The sequence below is a fragment of the Nocardioides sp. URHA0032 genome, assembly GCF_000620645.1.
Classification (GTDB): Bacteria; Actinomycetota; Actinomycetes; order Propionibacteriales; family Nocardioidaceae; genus Nocardioides.
Map to the genome: position 1 here is coordinate 184,300 of NZ_JIAV01000001.1, position 17,487 is coordinate 201,786.

At 72.7% G+C, this 17,487-nt stretch carries 15 protein-coding genes; 10 read left to right on the forward strand and 5 right to left on the reverse strand.

Annotated features, from left to right (window positions below; translation table 11 throughout):
• Positions 1-30 precede the first annotated feature (30 nt).
• From N538_RS0100895 to N538_RS23215, 3 genes are all read left to right on the forward strand, one after another.
• A complete protein-coding gene (locus tag N538_RS0100895; RefSeq protein ID WP_036568998.1) occupies positions 31-1,290 on the forward strand; it encodes a calcium-binding protein in 1,260 nt (419 codons plus the stop codon).
• Positions 1,291-1,316: 26 nt separating this feature from the next.
• The gene (locus tag N538_RS0100900; protein WP_028635725.1) at positions 1,317-1,997 is read left to right on the forward strand and encodes a response regulator transcription factor; all 681 of its coding nucleotides are present in this window, start codon (positions 1,317-1,319) and stop codon (positions 1,995-1,997) included.
• 85 nt (positions 1,998-2,082) lie between these two features.
• Complete coding sequence (locus N538_RS23215; RefSeq protein WP_051548549.1) at positions 2,083-2,466, forward strand: response regulator; 384 nt, start codon at positions 2,083-2,085, stop codon at positions 2,464-2,466.
• Here N538_RS23215 and N538_RS0100910 read toward each other — a convergent pair.
• Together N538_RS0100910 and N538_RS27045 are read right to left on the reverse strand one after the other, a co-directional pair.
• Entirely contained in the window at positions 2,419-4,458 is a 2,040-nt protein-coding gene (locus N538_RS0100910; RefSeq protein WP_028635726.1) for a hypothetical protein, read from the reverse strand. The two genes, N538_RS23215 and N538_RS0100910, sit on opposite strands and share 48 nt — an antisense overlap.
• Positions 4,455-5,735 (reverse strand): GAF domain-containing sensor histidine kinase, encoded by a 1,281-nt coding sequence (locus N538_RS27045; protein WP_051548551.1) that lies wholly within the window; start codon positions 5,733-5,735, stop codon positions 4,455-4,457. Before N538_RS27045 ends, N538_RS0100910 begins: the two co-directional genes overlap by 4 nt.
• Before the next feature lie 203 nt (positions 5,736-5,938).
• On the opposite strand from N538_RS27045, the gene N538_RS0100920 reads away from it, so the two are divergent.
• Both N538_RS0100920 and N538_RS0100925 read left to right on the forward strand, forming a co-directional pair.
• Positions 5,939-6,721, forward strand: a complete 783-nt coding sequence (locus N538_RS0100920) for an ABC transporter ATP-binding protein (protein ID WP_028635727.1) — start codon at positions 5,939-5,941, stop codon at positions 6,719-6,721.
• Positions 6,722-6,724: 3 nt separating this feature from the next.
• On the forward strand, positions 6,725-9,271 hold the full coding sequence (locus N538_RS0100925; protein ID WP_028635728.1) for an ABC transporter permease: 2,547 nt from the start codon (positions 6,725-6,727) through the stop codon (positions 9,269-9,271).
• A gap of 79 nt (positions 9,272-9,350) precedes the next feature.
• On the opposite strand, the gene N538_RS0100930 is transcribed toward N538_RS0100925, so the two are convergent.
• Positions 9,351-11,123 (reverse strand): acetyl/propionyl/methylcrotonyl-CoA carboxylase subunit alpha, encoded by a 1,773-nt coding sequence (locus N538_RS0100930; protein ID WP_028635729.1) that lies wholly within the window; start codon positions 11,121-11,123, stop codon positions 9,351-9,353.
• A gap of 138 nt (positions 11,124-11,261) precedes the next feature.
• Here N538_RS0100930 and N538_RS0100935 point away from each other — a divergent pair, with 138 nt between their 5' ends.
• Genes N538_RS0100935 through N538_RS23225 form a run of 3 tightly spaced genes read left to right on the forward strand, consistent with a single transcriptional unit; the run spans position 11,262 to position 13,809 of the window.
• A complete protein-coding gene (locus N538_RS0100935) occupies positions 11,262-12,446 on the forward strand; it encodes an acyl-CoA dehydrogenase family protein (RefSeq protein ID WP_028635730.1) in 1,185 nt (394 codons plus the stop codon).
• A gap of 41 nt (positions 12,447-12,487) precedes the next feature.
• Positions 12,488-13,159, forward strand: a complete 672-nt coding sequence (locus tag N538_RS0100940; RefSeq protein ID WP_028635731.1) for an NADPH-dependent F420 reductase — start codon at positions 12,488-12,490, stop codon at positions 13,157-13,159.
• A 23-nt stretch (positions 13,160-13,182) separates the two neighbouring features.
• Positions 13,183-13,809, forward strand: a complete 627-nt coding sequence (locus N538_RS23225) for a GtrA family protein (protein ID WP_051548552.1) — start codon at positions 13,183-13,185, stop codon at positions 13,807-13,809.
• Here N538_RS23225 and N538_RS0100950 read toward each other — a convergent pair.
• Together N538_RS0100950 and N538_RS0100955 are read right to left on the reverse strand one after the other, a co-directional pair.
• Complete coding sequence (locus N538_RS0100950) at positions 13,751-14,353, reverse strand: Maf family protein (RefSeq protein WP_028635732.1); 603 nt, start codon at positions 14,351-14,353, stop codon at positions 13,751-13,753. The two genes, N538_RS23225 and N538_RS0100950, sit on opposite strands and share 59 nt — an antisense overlap.
• Positions 14,350-14,943 (reverse strand): TetR/AcrR family transcriptional regulator, encoded by a 594-nt coding sequence (locus N538_RS0100955; RefSeq protein ID WP_028635733.1) that lies wholly within the window; start codon positions 14,941-14,943, stop codon positions 14,350-14,352. Before N538_RS0100955 ends, N538_RS0100950 begins: the two co-directional genes overlap by 4 nt.
• A gap of 76 nt (positions 14,944-15,019) precedes the next feature.
• Here N538_RS0100955 and N538_RS0100960 point away from each other — a divergent pair, with 76 nt between their 5' ends.
• Together N538_RS0100960 and N538_RS0100965 are read left to right on the forward strand one after the other, a co-directional pair.
• Positions 15,020-16,456, forward strand: coding sequence for a DHA2 family efflux MFS transporter permease subunit (locus tag N538_RS0100960; protein ID WP_028635734.1), 1,437 nt, complete (start codon positions 15,020-15,022; stop codon positions 16,454-16,456).
• A 7-nt stretch (positions 16,457-16,463) separates the two neighbouring features.
• Entirely contained in the window at positions 16,464-17,459 is a 996-nt protein-coding gene (locus N538_RS0100965; protein WP_197025195.1) for a glycoside hydrolase family 6 protein, read from the forward strand.
• The last annotated feature ends 28 nt before the right edge of the window (positions 17,460-17,487 follow it).

Below are 17,487 nucleotides of genomic sequence, written 5' to 3' on the forward strand. Positions count from 1 at the left end.
CCGACCCTACGGTCTGCGCGTATCCCCGGTGTGAGCGCTCTCGGCCCCGTCTCGGCCGCCGCCCTGGTGGCCGCCCTCCTCGTCCCGATGTCGCCCGCTGGGGCGGCACCCGTCCCCACCTGCCAGGGCGAGCCGGCGACCGTCGTCGGCACGCCGCACGCGGACCGGCTGGTCGGCACTCCCGAGGCCGACGTCATCGTCGGCCTGAACGGCGACGACGTCGTGCGCGGGCGTGGAGGTGACGACCTCGTCTGCGGCGGCGACGGCGCCGACGTGCTGCTCGGCGGTGCCGGCGCGGACCGGCTGTACGGCCAGCGCGAGGCGCGGATCTCCGACCGGGGCGGCACCTACTTCATCGCCGACCGCCTCGACGGCGGCCCCGGCGGCGACCTGCTGGACGTCGGCGGCGACCGTCGGTGGGTCAACTGGGGCTCGCACGGCGACCTCGACTTCGGCAACGCGGCCTCCGGTGTGACCGTCGACCTCGCTGCCGGCACCGCCACCGGGCAGGGCGCCGACACGGTCGTCGCCTACGGCGGCACGGGATGCGACTTCAGCTGCTACGGCGTCGGGGTGCTCGGCTCGGCCCACGACGACGTCCTGTCCGGCACCGACTCGAGCGACCTGCTGGTCGGCAACGCGGGCGACGACCACCTCCTCGGCCTCGGTGGGGCGGACGAGATGCACGCGGAGGCGCAGGACGGCGGCGGCACCCCTGGCGACGACAGCCTCGACGGCGGTCCGGGCACCGACGCCCTCTACGCGTACGCGGGCAGCGACGTGCTCGAGGGCGGCGCCGGCCGCGACATCGTGTGGCAGACCGGCGGCGGGCCGAGCCAGCTGTACGGCGGATCCGGTGACGACCGGCTGTCGGGCTGGTTCGCGACCGAGCCGGGCCTCGTGCTCGACGGCGGGGAGGGCACCGACAGCGTGGCCGTCGCGGGTCCGTCGCGGCCGGGCGCCGGCGGACGGCCGGCATCCGCGACGCTGACCATGGCCGACGGGCTGATCGTCGCCGCCGGGGTCACGTGGGGCACGTTCGCCGGCGAGGACGTGGGCCTCTACACCGCGATGGAGTGGGAGTACCTGGGGACCGACGATCCCGAGGTCGTGCACACCAACGGCACGTGGCTGCACGCGACGACGTACGGCGGTGACGACGAGATCTGGGGCAGCGACGGCCCGGACCGGATCGATGCCGGGGACGGCACCGACAAGATCCGCGCCGGCCGTGGTCGGGACACCTGCCGGTCCGGCGAGAATGTCCGCGGCTGCGAGCGGATCGACTGAGGGTCGGGCGGCCCTACAGTGGCCCCATGACGGTGCGCGTCGTCTTCGCGGACGACAACTACCTGGTGCGGGAGGGTGTCGCGGGGCTGCTGGCCGAGTCGGCCGAGGTCGACCTGGTCGAGACCGCGGCCGACACCGAGGCGCTCCTGCGCGCCGTGGCCGTGCACCGGCCGGACGCGGTGCTGACCGACATCCAGATGCCCCCGACGTTCACCACCGAGGGCATCGACGCGGCGAAGCGGATCCGGGCGAGCTACCCGGGCACCGGGGTCGTCGTCCTCTCGCAGTACGTCGAGGGGGACTACGCGCTCGCGCTCCTGTCCGAGGGCGTGGAGGGTCTCGGGTACCTCCTGAAGGAGCGGGTCAGCGAGGTCGACGAGCTGGTCCGGGCGCTGCACGACGTCGCCCGCGGCGGCTCTGCGCTCGACCCGAGGGTGGTGGAGGGCCTGCTCGCGCGGAAGAACCAGGAGTCCGGCTCGGCGCTGCGCGGTCTCACCGAGCGGGAGAGCGAGGTGCTCCGCGAGCTCGCCGCCGGGCGCAGCAACGCGGCCACGGCGAAGGCCCTGTTCATGAGTGAGCGCGCCGTCGAGAAGCACGTGGGCTCGGTCTTCCAGAAGCTCGGCCTGTCCACCGAGGCGGACGTCAACCGCCGGGTGATGGCGGTGCTGGCCTACCTCGAGGCCACCGGAGGTACGGCGGCTCCGTGAGCGGCCAACCCCCGGCGGGCCTGCGGCCAGCCCCCCTGACGAGGGCACTCTCCGACGGGCACGATGTCGGCGAGGAGGTGGTCGCGTGGGCGACGTACGGGTGTTGATCGTCGACGACCAGGAGCCGTTCCGCCGCGCGATGACCGCTGTCGTCACGGCGACCGACGGGTTCAGCGTGGTCGGCTCCGCCACCACGGGGGAGGACTCCCTGGCGGCCGTGGCCGAGCTGAGTCCCGACCTGGTGCTGATGGACGTCAACCTGCCCGGCATCGACGGCATCGAGGCCACCCGGCGCCTGACCGCGGGCCCCGGTGGGCCCGTCGTCGTGCTGCTGTCGACGTACGACGTCGACCAGGTCGATCTCGCGGGCAGCGGCGCCGCGGCGTACCTCGCGAAGGCCGACCTCGGGCCGGACCGGCTCTCAGCCGCGTGGCTCGACGCCTGCGACGGCCTTCGCGACCACGGCTGACGCGGGAACCGACACGAGCAGGACCCGACCGTCGATCTCGACCGACCCGCCGGCGGCGCCCAACCGGTCGGTGATCGTCACGAGGTCGAGCCCGGGCGGGTCGACCTCGGCGATGCGCAGGCGGAGGTCGGGCCCGTCGAGCTCGAGCCGCAGGGAGGACACCGCGTGTTCGGGGCGGATGGCCTCCACGCAGCAGAAGTAGAGCGCGGCCTCCACCCGCGGCGAGAACCGCAGGCCGGCAAGGCCCTCGACGGTCAGGGTCGGCGCGCCGTCGACCCGGGCGAGCATCGAGCCAAGCGCCGGGACCAGGCCGGCACGGGACAGCTGCGCGGGGAAGACGCCTCTGCTCAGCTCACGCAGCGACTCGAGGGCGGCGTTCGTGTCGGCCACGAGCGGGTCGATCCCGGGGTCGAGGCCACCCGCCGCGATCGCCGAACGGACCACGCCGACCCGGGCCGGCAGGTCGGCGATCAGGGGCAGCACGTCCCGCGCGATCGTCGCCTCGAGGCCGCGCCGGGCCTCGTCGTCGGCCTGGACCAGGCGAAGCCGGGACGCCGTGAGCTGCCTGGTCCTGCGCTCCAGCTCCTCGACGTGGGCCGCGAGCTGGCTGGCGAGGACCGTGTTCCGGAAGGCCATCGCGGCCTGCTGGGCCACCGCCTCGAGAAGCCGGAGGTCGCCGCTGTCGAGGGCGCGCCCGCGGGGGAGCGCCACGTCGATGGAGCCGAGCACGCGTCCCTCGAGGCGCACCAGGAGGGTGTGGTCCCACCGCCCGGTCGGGTCGCCCCAGGCGCCGGTCAGTGGGTCGGCCCCGGGTACGACGAGCGTGGCGACGGCTCCGGTCCCGGACACCGCCCGGGCCGCGGTCTCCGCCACGGCCGGCAGGAGCGCGCCCGGCGGTGGGGCGGCCGCGAGGCGGCTGCTGAACGCGGCGAGCGCCTCGTAGGGCTGGGCGCGGCGACCGTAGGCGAGGCGGTTCGCGAGCCGGACCAGGCTGCGACGCAGCGGTTGGAACGCCAGCGCGACCACCGCCGTCCCCAGGAGCGAGAGCCAGAAGCCGCTCCCGTTGTCCTCCATCACCCGGCCCAGCACGACGACGAGCACGGTGTAGCCGACGGCAGCGAAGGCGATCCCGGCCACGACCACGACCGTGCGGTTGATGATCACGTCGAGCTCGTAGAGCTGGTGTCGCAGCACGGCGATCGCGAAGAGGATCGGGAGCAGGAAGTACGACACGAACAGGGGGAGCGACGCGGCCCAGGTCTGCTCGTCACCGTTGCCTCCCTGCACCACGAGCAGCCAGATCACCCCGAACGTGGGCAGCGCGGCCGCCACGGCGATCAGCCGGAGCTGCTGGCGCTGCTCGCCCGTGCTGCGGCGCAGGCGGATCAGCATCGACACGACCGAGGCGACGAGACAGCCGAGGATCGACAGGAACCCGACGTTCAGCGCCACCAGTCGGGCCGGTCCCAGCTGGTGGCCGTCGGTGTACAGCCGGAACTCGGTCGGCGGCACCGACAGCACGGCCAGCATGCACAGCAGAGCGCCGAACCCGGTCACCCACACGGCGTACCGCCAGCGCCGAGAGAGCAGCCGCCCGTCCGGGGCGACCAGGAACATCAGCGCCAGCCCCGCGATCTCGATCTGACCGCCGGTCAGCGTCGACACCCAGGCGGCCACGCCGCCGAGCGAAGCCGAGCCCGGCCCATCGCCCTCCTGGACCCAGTAGGCGTACGCCTCGGTGACGAGGGAGACGGCGCCGGCGGTGCCGACGATGCTCAGCAGCCAGCCGATCGGATGCCCCGGGTAGCGCGCGACGATCAGCGCACCCATGACGGCCGAGCCGACGACCGCGCCGTGGATGAACGGAAACCCGTGCACGGCCACCGCCGTCTCGGACCAGAGCTGGACCGCTTGCGCCGAGATGACCACGTCGAGCGTGACCAGGACGACAGTGAGCCAGGCCAGTGCACGGGCCGCGCGGGAGGCACTCACGTCGTGCCCCCGCCCGGCAGGACGGCGTGGATCCGGGTGCCGAGCCCCGGGACCGAGCTGACGACGAGCGAGCCGCCGACGGACTCGACCCGCTCGCGGATGTTGGTGAGACCGGCGCCGCGGCTGCCGGTGCCCGGGTCGAAGCCGCAGCCGTCGTCCTCGATGCTGATCTCCAGCCTCATCGGGGTGCCGACCAGGACGACCTGGATGGACGTCGCGTGCGCGTGCTTGGCGGCGTTCTGGAGCGCCTCGAGGGAGCAGAAGTACGCGGTCGACTCGATCGCCGGGGCGTAGCGGCCGACCCCGTCGGCCCGCAACCGGACCGTCGGTCCCAGCGCGGCGACGGCCGGCCGGAGCGCCTCGGCGACACCGAGGGCCTCGAGGCGCGGCGGGAAGATGCCGCGGGCGAGCCGGACCAGCGTGGTGATCGCGTCGGAGGCGGCCACCTCCTGCTCGGCGAGAAGGGCGTCGGCACGGTCGCGGTCGCGGGTGGCGAGGGTGCCGGCGAGCCGCAGGTTGACCGCGAGCGCGACCAGGTGCTGCTGGGCGCCGTCGTGGATGTCCCGCTCCAGGCGCCACCGCTCGGCGTCGTGGGCGTCGACCAGCCGCTCACGCGAGGTCCGCAGCTCGTCCGCGCGGGTCGACAGCGCCGCCAGCCGGAGCTCGAGCTCGGTGCGCAGCCGGGCGCCGCGCAGCACGAGTCCGGCCTGGTCGGCGAGTCCGGCGAACAGCCGTTCCTCGACCCGGGTCAGGGCGACGCCCGGGTGCTCGCGGACGACCAGGGCGCCGAGCACGTCGTCGCCGTGCCGCACCGGGACCCGCCGCGCGACCGATCCGGCGGTGGCGACGTGCGTCGGCGGCCAGGTGGCCGCGAGGACCGACCGGTCCCCGATCGCCACCCAGACCTGCGCGGACTCCGCGCCGGTCCCGTCGGCGAGCACGCGGGCCATCCGCTCGGGCAGCTCCTTGTCGGGGTGCTGGCCGGCGAGCGTCGTGGTGAACCGCCGCACCACCTCGTACGGCGAGGTCCGGCCGCCCAGCACGACCCGGGACACCCAGCGGTCCAGCCGGGACTGCACCGGGTCGAACGCCACGGCGACGACGGCGGTGGCGAGCACGGACAGCCCCAGGCTCGGGGAGGAGGTGCGCCCGAGGAGGGCGCCGCCGCCGAGCACGACCACGACGTACACGAGCACGACGAAGGCGGTCAGCCCGGTCCCGACCAGGCCGGTCGCGAGCAGCTCGCGCCGGCCGCGCCGACGCAGCAGCGGGGTCATGCCAGCAGTCTGCGCGCTCGGCCGCTCCGAGGGGAGGGAGGAACCCGAACGCCGGGGGTGGGGCCAGCCGTACGGGCAGCCCCGGGAAGCGCGCGGCCAGCGCCCCTGGTGGGGCGCTCAGCCCGATCCCGCCCGGCACTCGGTACGCGGTGTCCTCGATGCATGCCCTCCGACCGGAGTGCAACCGACAAGGAGAGATCGCCATGACCCCCACCGCCACCGCCCCGACCACCGCCGGCTCCCCCGGCGCGGCCGACGGTGCCCACCTCGCCGCCCGCGCCGAGCACCTCAGCAAGGCGTATGGCGTCGGCGAGGCGACCGTCACCGCGCTCGACGACGTCAGCGTCGGACTGGACCGCGGTCGATTCACCGCGATCATGGGCCCGTCCGGCTCCGGCAAGTCGACGCTGCTGCACCTGCTCGCGGGCCTCGACCGGCCGTCGTCCGGCACGGTGCACCTCGGCGACACCGAGATCACCTCGTTGCGCGACAAGGCGCTCACGATCCTGCGCCGCGACCGGATCGGCTTCATCTTCCAGTCCTTCAACCTGCTGCCGACGATGACGGCAGCGGAGAACATCGTGCTGCCGATGCGGATCGCCGGGCGCCGCCCCGACCCGCACTGGGTCGCCTCGATCGTCGAGACGATCGGCCTCACCGACCGCCTCGGGCACCGTCCCTCGGAGCTGTCCGGCGGCCAGCAGCAACGCGTCGCCGCGGCGCGGGCACTCGCCTCGCGTCCCGACATCGTCTTCGCCGACGAGCCGACGGGCGCACTCGACTCCCGCTCCGGGACCGAGCTGCTGAAGTTCCTCCGCAGCGCGGTGGACGATCTCGGGCAGACGGTCGTCATGGTGACCCACGACCCCGGCGCCGCCTGCTACGCCGACCGCGTCATCTTCCTCGCGGACGGCCACGTCGTCGACGAGATGAGCGAGCCGTCGGCCGAGGGCGTCCTCGACCACATGAAGCGCCTGGGGGGCTGAGCGATGTTGACCGCAACCATCCGCAACATGGTGGCGCACAAGCTGCGCCTCTTCCTCACGACCATGTCGATCACCCTGGGCGTCGCGCTCCTCGCCGGCACCATGATCCTCACCAACACGATGGGGATCGCGTTCGACATGCTCTTCGGCAAGATCTCCGCCGGCACCGACGCGGTCGTCCGCGCCGAGGCGCCGTTCACCGCCACGGAGGGCGTCGGCACCGACCGCGGCCCGATCAAGGCCTCGGTCCTCGACCGGGTCCGTCAGGTCGACGGCGTCCGCGCGGCCGAGGGCTCGGTCAGCGGCTATGCGCTCCTGACCGACAACGACGGCAGGGCGATCACCACCAACGGTGGCGCACCGACCAACGGCTACTCGATGCCGGCCGACGACGAGCTGCTCGGCGACGTCGAGCTCCTGTCGGGCCACGCTCCGAAGGGTCCCCACCAGGTCGTCATCGACGGCACGAGCGCCGACGACAACGACATCGCCGTCGGCTCGACGATCAAGGTGCTGTTCCAGGGGCCGACGCAGGAGTTCACCGTCGTCGGCACGGTCGGGTACGGCGACGGCATCACCGACCTGGGCGGCACGACGTCGGCGTACTTCGACACGGCGACGGCTCAGCGGGTGCTGGGCGGCCCGGGTGAGTTCGACAGCATCGACGTCAGCGCCGACCCCGGCGTGTCCCAGGACGAGCTGGCCGACCGGTTGTCCGCGGTGATCCCGCAGGGCACGGAGGCGGTCACCGGCGAGGCCGTCGCGGCCGAGAACGCCGCCGCGACCAAGTCGAGCTTCGCGATCGTCGGGATGGTGTTCGGCATGTTCGCCGCCATCGCCCTCTTCGTCGGCTCGTTCATCATCTGGAACACCTTCACGATGACCGTCACGCAGCGCTCGCGGGAGATCGCCCTGCTGCGTGCGATCGGTGCTCGTCGGCGACAGATACTCGGCAGCCTGCTGCTCGAGGCACTCGTCCTCGGCCTGGCCGCGTCGGCAGCCGGGATCGGGCTCGGCGTGCTGGTCGCCAAGGGGCTGAAGTCGCTCATGGACGCCGTGGGGCTGGCCCTGCCGTTCACGACCCTGCAGGTCCCGACCAACGCCATCTGGGCATCGATCCTGGTCGGCACCGGCGTCACCGTCGTCGCCGCGCTCGTGCCCGCCCGCCGGGCCACGAAGGTGTTGCCGGTCGAGGCGCTGCGGGAGTCGACGCCCGGCGCCGAGAAGCCGTCGATGCGACGTGCCGTCGTCGGCGTGACCGTCCTCGCCGCGGGTGTCGGCGGGATGCTGGCCTCGCTGTACGGCGACGCGAGCTTCCGGGTCTTCGGGCTGGGGCTGCTCGCGGTCATGGTCGGCGTCCTGGTCGCACTGCCGCTCGCGGTGCGTCCGCTCGCGGCCGCGATCGCGGCACCGCTCACGCTCCGCGGCATGCCGGGCGAGCTTGCGCGGCAGAACGCGACGCGCAACCCGCGCCGTACGTCGGCCACCGCCGCGGCGCTGATGATCGGCCTGACCCTGGTCGTCAGCATGGGTGTGTTCGCGTCCTCGCTGAAGACGTCGTTCGGCGACGTGCTGGACGACCGGACCGACGCCGACCTGTACGTCGCCACCTCGAGCGCCCAGGCGCCGGGCTTCAGCCCGTCGGTCGTGGACGCGGTGGCGGCCGTGGACGGGGTGGCCGAGGTCTCGGCCAGCGGTTGGGGCGAGGCGCACTTCGAAGGGGCGTCGTCGAGCTACTCCTCGATCGACCCGAGCAACGCGAACGAGGTCATGAACCTCGAGCTCTCGCAGGGCTCGTTCACCGACCTCGGTCGTGACGGCGTCGTCGTCGCGAAGTCGGCCGCGACGTCCCACGGCTGGAGCCTCGGCGACACGGTCACGGCCCAGTTCGCCCAGAGCGGTGACCACACCCTGAGGATCGTGGGCATCTACGACGCCAAGGGCTGGATCGGCGACGACTACGTGATCAGCCTTGCGGAGCAGCGCGCCTTCGCCGGCCCGCAACTGGTGTCGACGGCCCTGGTCACGGTGGCCACGGGTGCCGACGTGGGTCAGGTGCAGGACGCGATCGACGCGGCCCTGGCCGATCACCCGGACGCGCAGGTGCTCGACCAGGCCGGCTTCCAGAAGGTCGCCAGCGGGTTCATCGACGACCTGCTGACCCTGGTCACCGTGATGCTGGCCCTGGCCGTCCTGATCGCGCTGCTGGGCATCGTCAACACCCTGGCGCTCTCGGTCTTCGAGCGCACCCGGGAGCTGGGCCTGCTCCGTGCGGTCGGCATGACTCGCGGCCAGGTCCGGGCGATGGTCCGTTGGGAGTCGGCGGTGATCTCGCTGATCGGCGCCGTGAGCGGTGCGGTGCTCGGCATCGGCATCGGGCTGGCGCTCTCGCAGGTCCTGAAGGACGAGGGCATCAAGTCCGTCTCGGTCCCGGTCGTCCAGATCCTCGTCTACCTCGCCCTCGCCGCAGTGGCGGGCGTGGTCGCCGCGGTCGGCCCGGCTCGCTCGGCCGCCAAGGTGGACGTGCTCAAGGCGGTGGTGACCGACTGACCGACCGACCGGCGTACGACGGCTCCCGGGATCATCCCGGGGGCCGTCGTCCCACGCGGGCGGCTCGGGCCGGGGGAGCTCAGTCCTTCAGCTCGCAGATGACCGCGCCGTTGGCGACGGTCTGGCCGACCTCGGCCTGCAGGCCGGTCACGGTGCCGGCCTTGTGCGCCTTGATCGGCTGCTCCATCTTCATGGCCTCGATGACGACCACGGTGTCGCCCTCGGCGACCTCCTGGCCCTCCTCGACGACGACCTTGACGACCGTGCCCTGCATCGGGCTGGTGACGGCGTCGCCGCTGGCGGCCGCGCCGGACTTCTTGCCGGCCGTGCGCTTCGGCTTCTTCGCCCCGCCGGCCGGAGCGGCCGCCAGGCCACCGAGGCCGCCCGGCAGCACGACCTCGAGCCGCTTGCCACCGACCTCGACCACGACGCTCTGGCGCTCGCCGGCCTCCTCGGCTTCGGCGGAGTCGCCGGCGTAGGGCTGGATCTGGTTGTCGAAGTCCGTCTCGATCCACTGCGTGTAGACGTCGAACCTCTCGCCGTCGCCGACGAACGCCGGGTCGGAGACCACCGCGCGGTGGAACGGGATCACGGTCGGCATGCCGTCGACCACGAACTCGTCGAGCGCGCGCCGCGAGCGCTCCAGCGCCTGGGTGCGGTCGCGGCCGGTGACGATCAGCTTGGCGATGAGCGAGTCGAACGAGCCGGGGATCGTCTCGCCGTTCTCGTAGCCACCGTCCAGCCGGATCCCCGGGCCGCTCGGCGGGCTCCAGGCCGACAGGGTGCCGGGCGCCGGCATGAAGTTGCGCCCGCCGTCCTCGGCGTTGATGCGGTACTCGATCGAATGGCCGCGGATCTCCGGGTCGTCGTACCCGAGCTCCTCGCCGGCCGCGATGCGGAACATCTCGCGCACCAGGTCGATCCCGGTCACCTCCTCGGAGACGCAGTGCTCGACCTGGAGCCGGGTGTTGACCTCGAGGAACGAGATCGAGCCGTCCTGGGCGACCAGGAACTCGCAGGTGCCGGCGCCGTAGTAGCCGGCCTCCTTCAGGATCCGCTTGGAGGACTCGTACAGCTCGGTCAGCTGCTCGTCGGTCAGGAACGGCGCGGGCGCCTCCTCGACCAGCTTCTGGTTGCGGCGCTGCAGGGAGCAGTCGCGGGTCGAGACCACCACGACGTTGCCGTGCTGGTCGGCCAGGCACTGGGTCTCGACGTGCCGGGGCTTGTCGAGGAACTTCTCGACCAGGCACTCGCCGCGGCCGAAGGCGCCGACCGCCTCGCGCACCGCGGACTCGAAGGCGTCCGGGATCTCCTCGAGGGTGCGCGCGACCTTGAGGCCGCGCCCGCCGCCGCCGAAGACAGCCTTGATCGCGATGGGCAGCCCGTTCTCCTCGGCGAAGGCCACCGCCTCGTCGGCGTCCTTGAGCGCGTCCTTGGTGCCGGGCGCGAGCGGCGCGTTCGCCTTCACCGCGATGTGCTTGGCCTTGGCCTTGTCGCCGAGCGCCTCGATGGCCGCGGGCGGCGGACCGATCCAGGTCAGCCCGGCGTCGATGACGGCCTGGGCGAATCCGGCGTTCTCCGCCAGGAAGCCGTAGCCCGGGTGCACCGAGTCGGCCCCGGTCTTCTCCGCGACCGCGATGATCTTGTCGATGTCGAGGTAGGAGTCGGCCGGGGTGGCCCCGCCCAGGGAGTGCGCCTCGTCGGCGAGCCGCACGAACAGCGCGTCGCGGTCGGGATCGGCGTACACGGCCACGCTCCCGATGCCGGCGTCCTTGCATGCCCGGATCACCCGGACCGCGATCTCGCCGCGGTTGGCGATCAGGACCTTCTGCAGCGGCTTCGTGTCCGGCACCTGCGACTCCTGCTCCTGCGAGGGGAAAGGGAGGGATCTCCGCGGGGCAGGGTATCGCCAGCGGGCCCGCCCCGGCGTGTGGGCCATGTCGCACCGCGAGGTTAACAATCGCTAACCGGTCGGGCTAGCATGCGCGACATGAGCACCCAGTCAGGCTTCGAGCTGTCCCGCGAGCACGAGGAGTTCCGCCGTACCGTCCGCGACTTCGCCGAGGCGGAGATCGCGCCGCACGCCGCGCGGTGGGACCGCGACCACCACTTCCCGGTCGACGTGGTGCGGAAGATGGGCGCCCTCGGCCTGTTCGGCCTGACGGCTCCCGAGGAGTTCGGCGGCATGGGCGAGGACGGCGACTTCACCAGCCTCTGCGTCGCGATCGAGGAGATCGGTCGCGTCGACCAGTCGATGGGCATCACGCTCGAGGCCGCGGTCGGCCTCGGCATCAACCCGATCCTCACCTTCGGCACCGCGGAGCAGCAGCAGGCCTGGCTGCCCGACCTGGTCGCCGGCACCACCCTGGCCGGCTTCGGGCTGACGGAGCCCGGCGCGGGCTCCGACGCCGGCGCCACGAAGACCCGGGCAGTGCTCGAGAACGGCGAGTGGGTCGTGAACGGCGCGAAGCAGTTCATCACCAACTCGGGCTCCGAGATCACCAGCCTGGTCACGGTCACCGCGCGCACCGGCGAGCGGGAGGACGGCCGGCCCGAGATCAGCACGATCATCGTGCCGAGCGGCACGCCCGGCTTCATCGCCGAGAAGGCCTACGACAAGCTCGGCTGGCACGCCTCCGACACCCACCCGCTGTCCTTCCAGGACGTGCGGGTCCCCGAGGCCAACCTGCTCGGTGAGCGTGGCCGCGGCTACGCGCAGTTCCTGGCCACGCTCGACGACGGCAGGGTCGCGATCGCGGCGCTCGCCGTCGGCTGCATCCAGGCCTGCCTCGAGATGAGCCTGGCGTACGCCGGGGACCGGCAGACGTTCGGCGGGCCCATCGGGCGCAAGCAGGGAGTCGCCTTCCAGGTCGCCGACCTCGAGGTGATGCTGCACGCCAGCCGGATGCTCACCTACCGGGCCGCGGCCATGAAGGACGGCGGCGCCCCGATGAAGGACTTCAAGCAGGCGGCCGCCGTCGCCAAGCTCTACGCCACGGAGTCGGCCGTGACCGCGACCCGGATCGCCACCCAGGTGTTCGGCGGCTACGGCTTCATGGAGGAGTACCCGGTCGCGCGGTTCTACCGGGACGCGAAGGTCCTGGAGATCGGGGAGGGCACCTCGGAGGTGCAGCGGATGCTGATCGCCCGGGGTCTCGGCCTGCCCGTCGAGTGAGCGTTGACCTCAAGCGCGGTTGAGCTCCTAGGCTCGCCGCCATGGACATCTCCGTGCTCGGCACCGGGGCGGTCGGCCGTGCTGTCGCCGGCCGCCTCGACGACCTCGGCCACCACGTCACGATGGCGACCCGGGACCCGGAGGCGACCTCCGGCCGTGAGGACCACGCGGGGTGGGCGGCGGCACACCCCGGCGTCCGGCTCGTCGCGTTCGCCGATGCGGGGGCCGACGCCGACCTGGTCGTGAACGCGCTCGGCGGCGACGTCGCCGAAGGGGTCCTGGCCGAGGTCGGGGAGGGGCTGGCGGGTCGGGTCCTGCTCGACATCTCGAACCCGCTCGACCACAGCCAGGGGTTCCCGCCCCGGCTCTTCGTGAAGGACGACGACTCGCTGGCCGAGCGGATCCAGCGAGCCCACGCGGAGGCCCGGGTCGTGAAGGCCCTCAACACCATGAACAGCGCCGTGATGGTCGACCCGGCCCGGCTGGGGGAGGAGACCACGGTCTTCGTCTCGGGTGACGACCAGCACGCCAAGGCCACGGTGGTGGGGCTGCTGCGGGAGCTCGGGCACACCGACGTGATCGACCTCGGCGGGCTCGAGACGGCGCGCGGCGCGGAGATGTTCCTCCCGCTCTGGGTGCGGACGGCCCTCGCGCTCGGCGGCTCCGACTTCAACATCAAGGTGGTGCGGGGCCCGTCGCTGCTCGACGCGTAGGCCCAGCGGCTAGCCTTGGACGCATGTCTCACCGGTGGCGTCGCCTCCTCACCGAGGTGTACCGGTTCCTCGCCGTCGGTGGTGTCGCGACGGTGGTCGCGTTCCTGATCTTCAACTTCCTCGTGTACGGGTTCGCCACGGGGTACGACGCCCCGCTGTCCGGCCAGCCCTACCTGGCCTACGCGATCGCGAACATCGTCGGCATGGCGGTCAGCTACCGGGGCAGCCGGAGCTGGGTGTTCAAGGACCGCCCGCCCCGCACCGCCGACGGCGGCCGGCTGATGTTCATCGCGATCAACCTGGGCACGATGCTGATCCCGATGGCGTGCCTGTGGGTCAGCCGCAACGTGCTCGGGCAGGACGACCCGTTCTCGGACAACATCGCCGCGAACGTGATCGGCCTCTTCCTCGCCATGGTGGCGCGGTTCTACCTGTTCCGCACCCTGGTCTTCCGCCGGCCGGTCCACCTCGCCGAGCTCAAGCAGCACCCCATGCAGGTCTTCGAGCTCAGCGAGCTGCGGATGGACACCGGCCCGATCGTGCTGCCGCCCGACCTGCCGGACGGGCTGGCGGACGGGCTGGTGGATCGGGTCATGGACGGGTCCACAGCTCCGTCCACGAGTGACCCAGCTCCGCGGCGAGCTCCCTGACCAGCGGCAGGCTCACCCCGACCACGTTGTGGTGGTCGCCCTCGATGCCGGTGACGAACGCGCCACCGAGACCGTCGACCGTGAACGCCCCGGCCACCTCGAGCGGCTCGCCGGTCGCGACGTACGCCGCCACCTCCTCGTCGGTGACGTCGGCGAAGTGCACGGTCGTCGAGGCGGTCGCGGCGGCGACCCGGCCGGTCGCGGTGTCGCGCAGGCAGTGACCGGTGCGCAGGATCCCGGTGCGTCCGCGCATCGCGTGCCAGCGGCGTACCGCCTCGTCGGCGTCGCCGGGCTTGCCCAGTGCCTCGCCGTCGAGGTCGAGCACCGAGTCGCAGCCCAGCACCAGCGCGCCCGCCGGCACCTCGTCCCGCGCGGCGACCGCCGCGCACTTGAGCTCGGCGAGCTGCAGCGCGAGCTCGGCCGGAGGCAGGCCGTCGAGCCGGGACTCGTCCACGCCGGAGACGATCACCACCGGGTCGATGCCGGCGTTGCGGAGGGTCTGGAGGCGGGCGGGGGAGGCCGAGGCGAGGACGAGCTGGGTCACGCGCCCGATTCAAGCAGTTCGAGCGCGTCGCCGAAGGCGCAGGCCGCGAGCACGCTCAGCGGGTCGTCCGGCGTCATGTGGTCGGCGGCCCCGATCGAGAGCATCACGTTGAGCAGCATCCCGTGGGCGACGAAGTCCCGGCACCGTTCGTCGTCCCAGCCGGTGCGCCTGATGGTCTCGAACACCTCCCCCATGCAGCGCCGGGCGGCGGCCGCGATCTCCGGGACCCCGGCGCTGGAGAAGCCGTGCATCTGGACCTGCAGGAAGTCGTGGTCGGCGAGCAGCTCGGCGTAGGCGATGCCCATCCGGGCCTTGTCGTCCTCGCTCTCCGGGTCGAAGGGGCCCGCGTCGAGGACCTCCTCGAAGGCCGCCTTGATCCGGTCGGCGGAGCGCTCGAACACCTCGAGGAACAGCTCGAGCTTGGTGCCGAACATGCGCACGACGTACGGCTGGGAGATTCCGGCCTCGCGGGCGACGGCGTCGGTGCTGGTGCCGTGGTAGCCGCCGCGGGCGAAGGCACGCGTCGCGGCCTGGAGGATCAGCTCGCGGCGGTCCTCGGCGTTCATCCGCGGGGCCGGGGGAGAGTTCATGGTTGACATGTTATCAGTCGATTACTTACTGTCGTCGCCAGTAGTAATCATTCAATGCCTACCTTCGGAGGTCGCGATGACCGCACTCGACACAGCACCCGCCGCTCCGGTCGACGTCGGCCCTACCCGCGGCTGGCACGTGCCGGTCTGGCTCGCGGTGGTGGCGGCGTCCGTCCCGATGTTCATGGCGACTCTGGACAACCTGGTGATGACCAGCGCCCTCCCGGTGATCCGCGCCGACCTGGGCTCGTCGGTCGGCCAGCTCTCCTGGTTCGTGAACGCGTACACGCTGTCCTTCGCGACGTTCATGCTCCCGGCCGCGACCCTGGGTGACCGGCTCGGCCGGCGCCGGATGATGCTGGTCGGGCTGACGGTCTTCACGCTCGCGTCCATCGCCTCGGCGCTGAGCACCACCTCGGAGGCGCTGATCGCCGCCCGGGCCGTGCAGGGCCTCGGCGCGGCCGCGATCATGCCGCTCTCGCTGACCCTGCTCGCCTCCGCCGTGCCGCCCGCGAGGCGGGCCGCCGCGATCGGGATCTGGGGAGGCGTCAGCGGCCTCGGCGTCGCGCTCGGCCCGGTCATCGGCGGCGCCGTGGTCGAGGGCGTCAGCTGGCAGGCCATCTTCTGGCTCAACGTGCCCGTCGCCCTGGTGGCCGGTCCGCTGCTGCTGCTCGCGATCCGCGAGTCGCGCGGCACCTGGCAGAGGCTCGACGTGGCGGGGGTGCTGATGCTCGGTGGCGCCGTGTTCCTCGGCGTCTGGGGCATCGTGCACGGGAACGACGACGGCTGGAGCGACCCGCGCGTGCTGGTGCCGCTGGTGGTCGCCGCGCTGCTGCTCCCGGCGTACGTCCTCTGGGCTCGCGGCCGCTCGTACGCCGTGCTCCCGCTCCGGCTGTTCTCCTCGCGCAACTTCTCGGTGGCGAACGTGATCGCCCTGTTCTTCACGATCGGCATGTTCGGCACCGTGTTCCTGCTCGCCCAGTACCTCCAGATCGTGCAGGGCTACACCCCGCTCGAGGCGGGCGTCCGGACGCTGCCGTGGACCGCGGCCCCGATGGTGGTCGCGCCGATCGCCGGGGCGCTCGCCCCGCGGGTGGGGCTGCGGCCGCTGCTGTCGATCGGCCTGGTGATGCAGACGGCATCCCTGGTGTGGTTCGCGGTGCTGACCGAGACCGGCGCGGCGTACCCGGCGTTCGTGCCGGCGCTGCTGCTGGCCGGGGTCGGGATGGGCCTGACCTTCGCCCCGATGGCGACCGCCGTGCTCGACGGCTTGCCGGACAGTGACTTCGCGATCGCCAGCTCGGCCAACTCGACGGTCCGCGAGTTCGGCGTCGCGATCGGTGTCGCCCTGCTGACCGCGGTGTTCCTGGCCAACGGCGGCGAGCTGACGCCGTTCGGGTACGACGGTGCGATCGGCCCGGCGCTGCTCACCGGTGCCGCCGCCGTGGCGATCGCGGCGGTCGCCAGCGCCTTCGCCCCGGGTCGCGGGAAGGCAGTCTCGCCTCGGGCATGATGTGCCGGTGCCCCTCCACCTCCGCCGGCTCGCGGCCGGGCTGCTGTCCTGCGCACTGCTGGCCGGGTGCGACGGCGGGGGCTCCGAGGGGCAGCCGGCCGACACCCGCGACCCGCAGTCGGTGAACCGGTACGCCGACGCCGCGGGCTACGCGGACCCCGACTCGCCGGCGGCACAGGCCGCCGCGCGGGCGAAGAAAGACGGCGAAACCGAGGCCGAGGCGGTCTTCGAGCGCCTCGCCACCACGCCGAGCAGCATCTGGCTGACCCCCGAGCAGTACCCGGCCGGTCAGCTCGGCGCCTTCGTCTCGCACGTGGTGGAGGTGGCCGCAGATGCCGGCCAGGTGCCGACGTTCGTCGTCTACGGCATCCCCGACCGCGACTGCACCGGCGGGTTCTCCCAGGGTGGGCTGCCCGCCGACGACTACGGCCCCTGGGTGCAGGAGATCGCCGATGCCGCCGCGGCGGGGCCCTCCGTCGTGGTCGTCGAGCCGGATGCCGTGGCGTCCAGCCTCGAGTGCGCGCACCGCGAGGAGCGGATCCGGCTGATCGCCGACGCCGTCACGCGGTTCGACGACGCGGGGGTCACGACGTACGTCGACGGCGGCCACTCGAACTGGGTCGACCCGGACAAGCTCGCGCCGCTGCTGGAGCAGGTGGGGGTCGAGGACGTGCGCGGCTTCGCCAGCAACGTCTCGAACTACCAGTCGGACAGCGACGAGCGGAAGTACGACGAGAAGCTCAGTGGCCTGCTGAACGGCGCGCACTACGTCATCGACACCGGCCGCAACGGCAACGGCTCCACGGAGAGCTGGTGCAACCCGTCGGACCGGGCCTACGGCACCGACCCGGCCGCCGCGCCGGCCGGCGACGCGGCGCACCTGGACGCCTATGTCTGGGTGAAGCCGCCCGGCGAGAGCGACGGCGAGTGCGGCGGCGGTCCGCCGGCCGGTGAGTTCTGGCCGGAGCGCGCTCTGGCGATGGCGGCGTCGTCCGGGTGGTGAGACTCTCCGGCAAGTCCCGACACACCTC

Bases quoted from the DNA above. Each gene is read 5' to 3' on its own strand.
- N538_RS0100955 (WP_028635733.1), bottom strand. From the start codon at position 14,943: ATGAACTCTCCCCCGGCCCCGCGGATGAACGCCGAGGACCGCCGCGAG.
- N538_RS0100960 (WP_028635734.1), top strand. From the start codon at position 15,020: ATGACCGCACTCGACACAGCACCCGCCGCTCCGGTCGACGTCGGCCCT.
- N538_RS0100920 (WP_028635727.1), top strand. From the start codon at position 5,939: ATGACCCCCACCGCCACCGCCCCGACCACCGCCGGCTCCCCCGGCGCG.
- N538_RS23225 (WP_051548552.1), top strand. From the start codon at position 13,183: ATGTCTCACCGGTGGCGTCGCCTCCTCACCGAGGTGTACCGGTTCCTC.
- N538_RS0100940 (WP_028635731.1), top strand. From the start codon at position 12,488: ATGGACATCTCCGTGCTCGGCACCGGGGCGGTCGGCCGTGCTGTCGCC.
- N538_RS0100925 (WP_028635728.1), top strand. From the start codon at position 6,725: ATGTTGACCGCAACCATCCGCAACATGGTGGCGCACAAGCTGCGCCTC.
- N538_RS0100935 (WP_028635730.1), top strand. From the start codon at position 11,262: ATGAGCACCCAGTCAGGCTTCGAGCTGTCCCGCGAGCACGAGGAGTTC.
- N538_RS27045 (WP_051548551.1), bottom strand. From the start codon at position 5,735: ATGACCCCGCTGCTGCGTCGGCGCGGCCGGCGCGAGCTGCTCGCGACC.
- N538_RS0100900 (WP_028635725.1), top strand. From the start codon at position 1,317: ATGACGGTGCGCGTCGTCTTCGCGGACGACAACTACCTGGTGCGGGAG.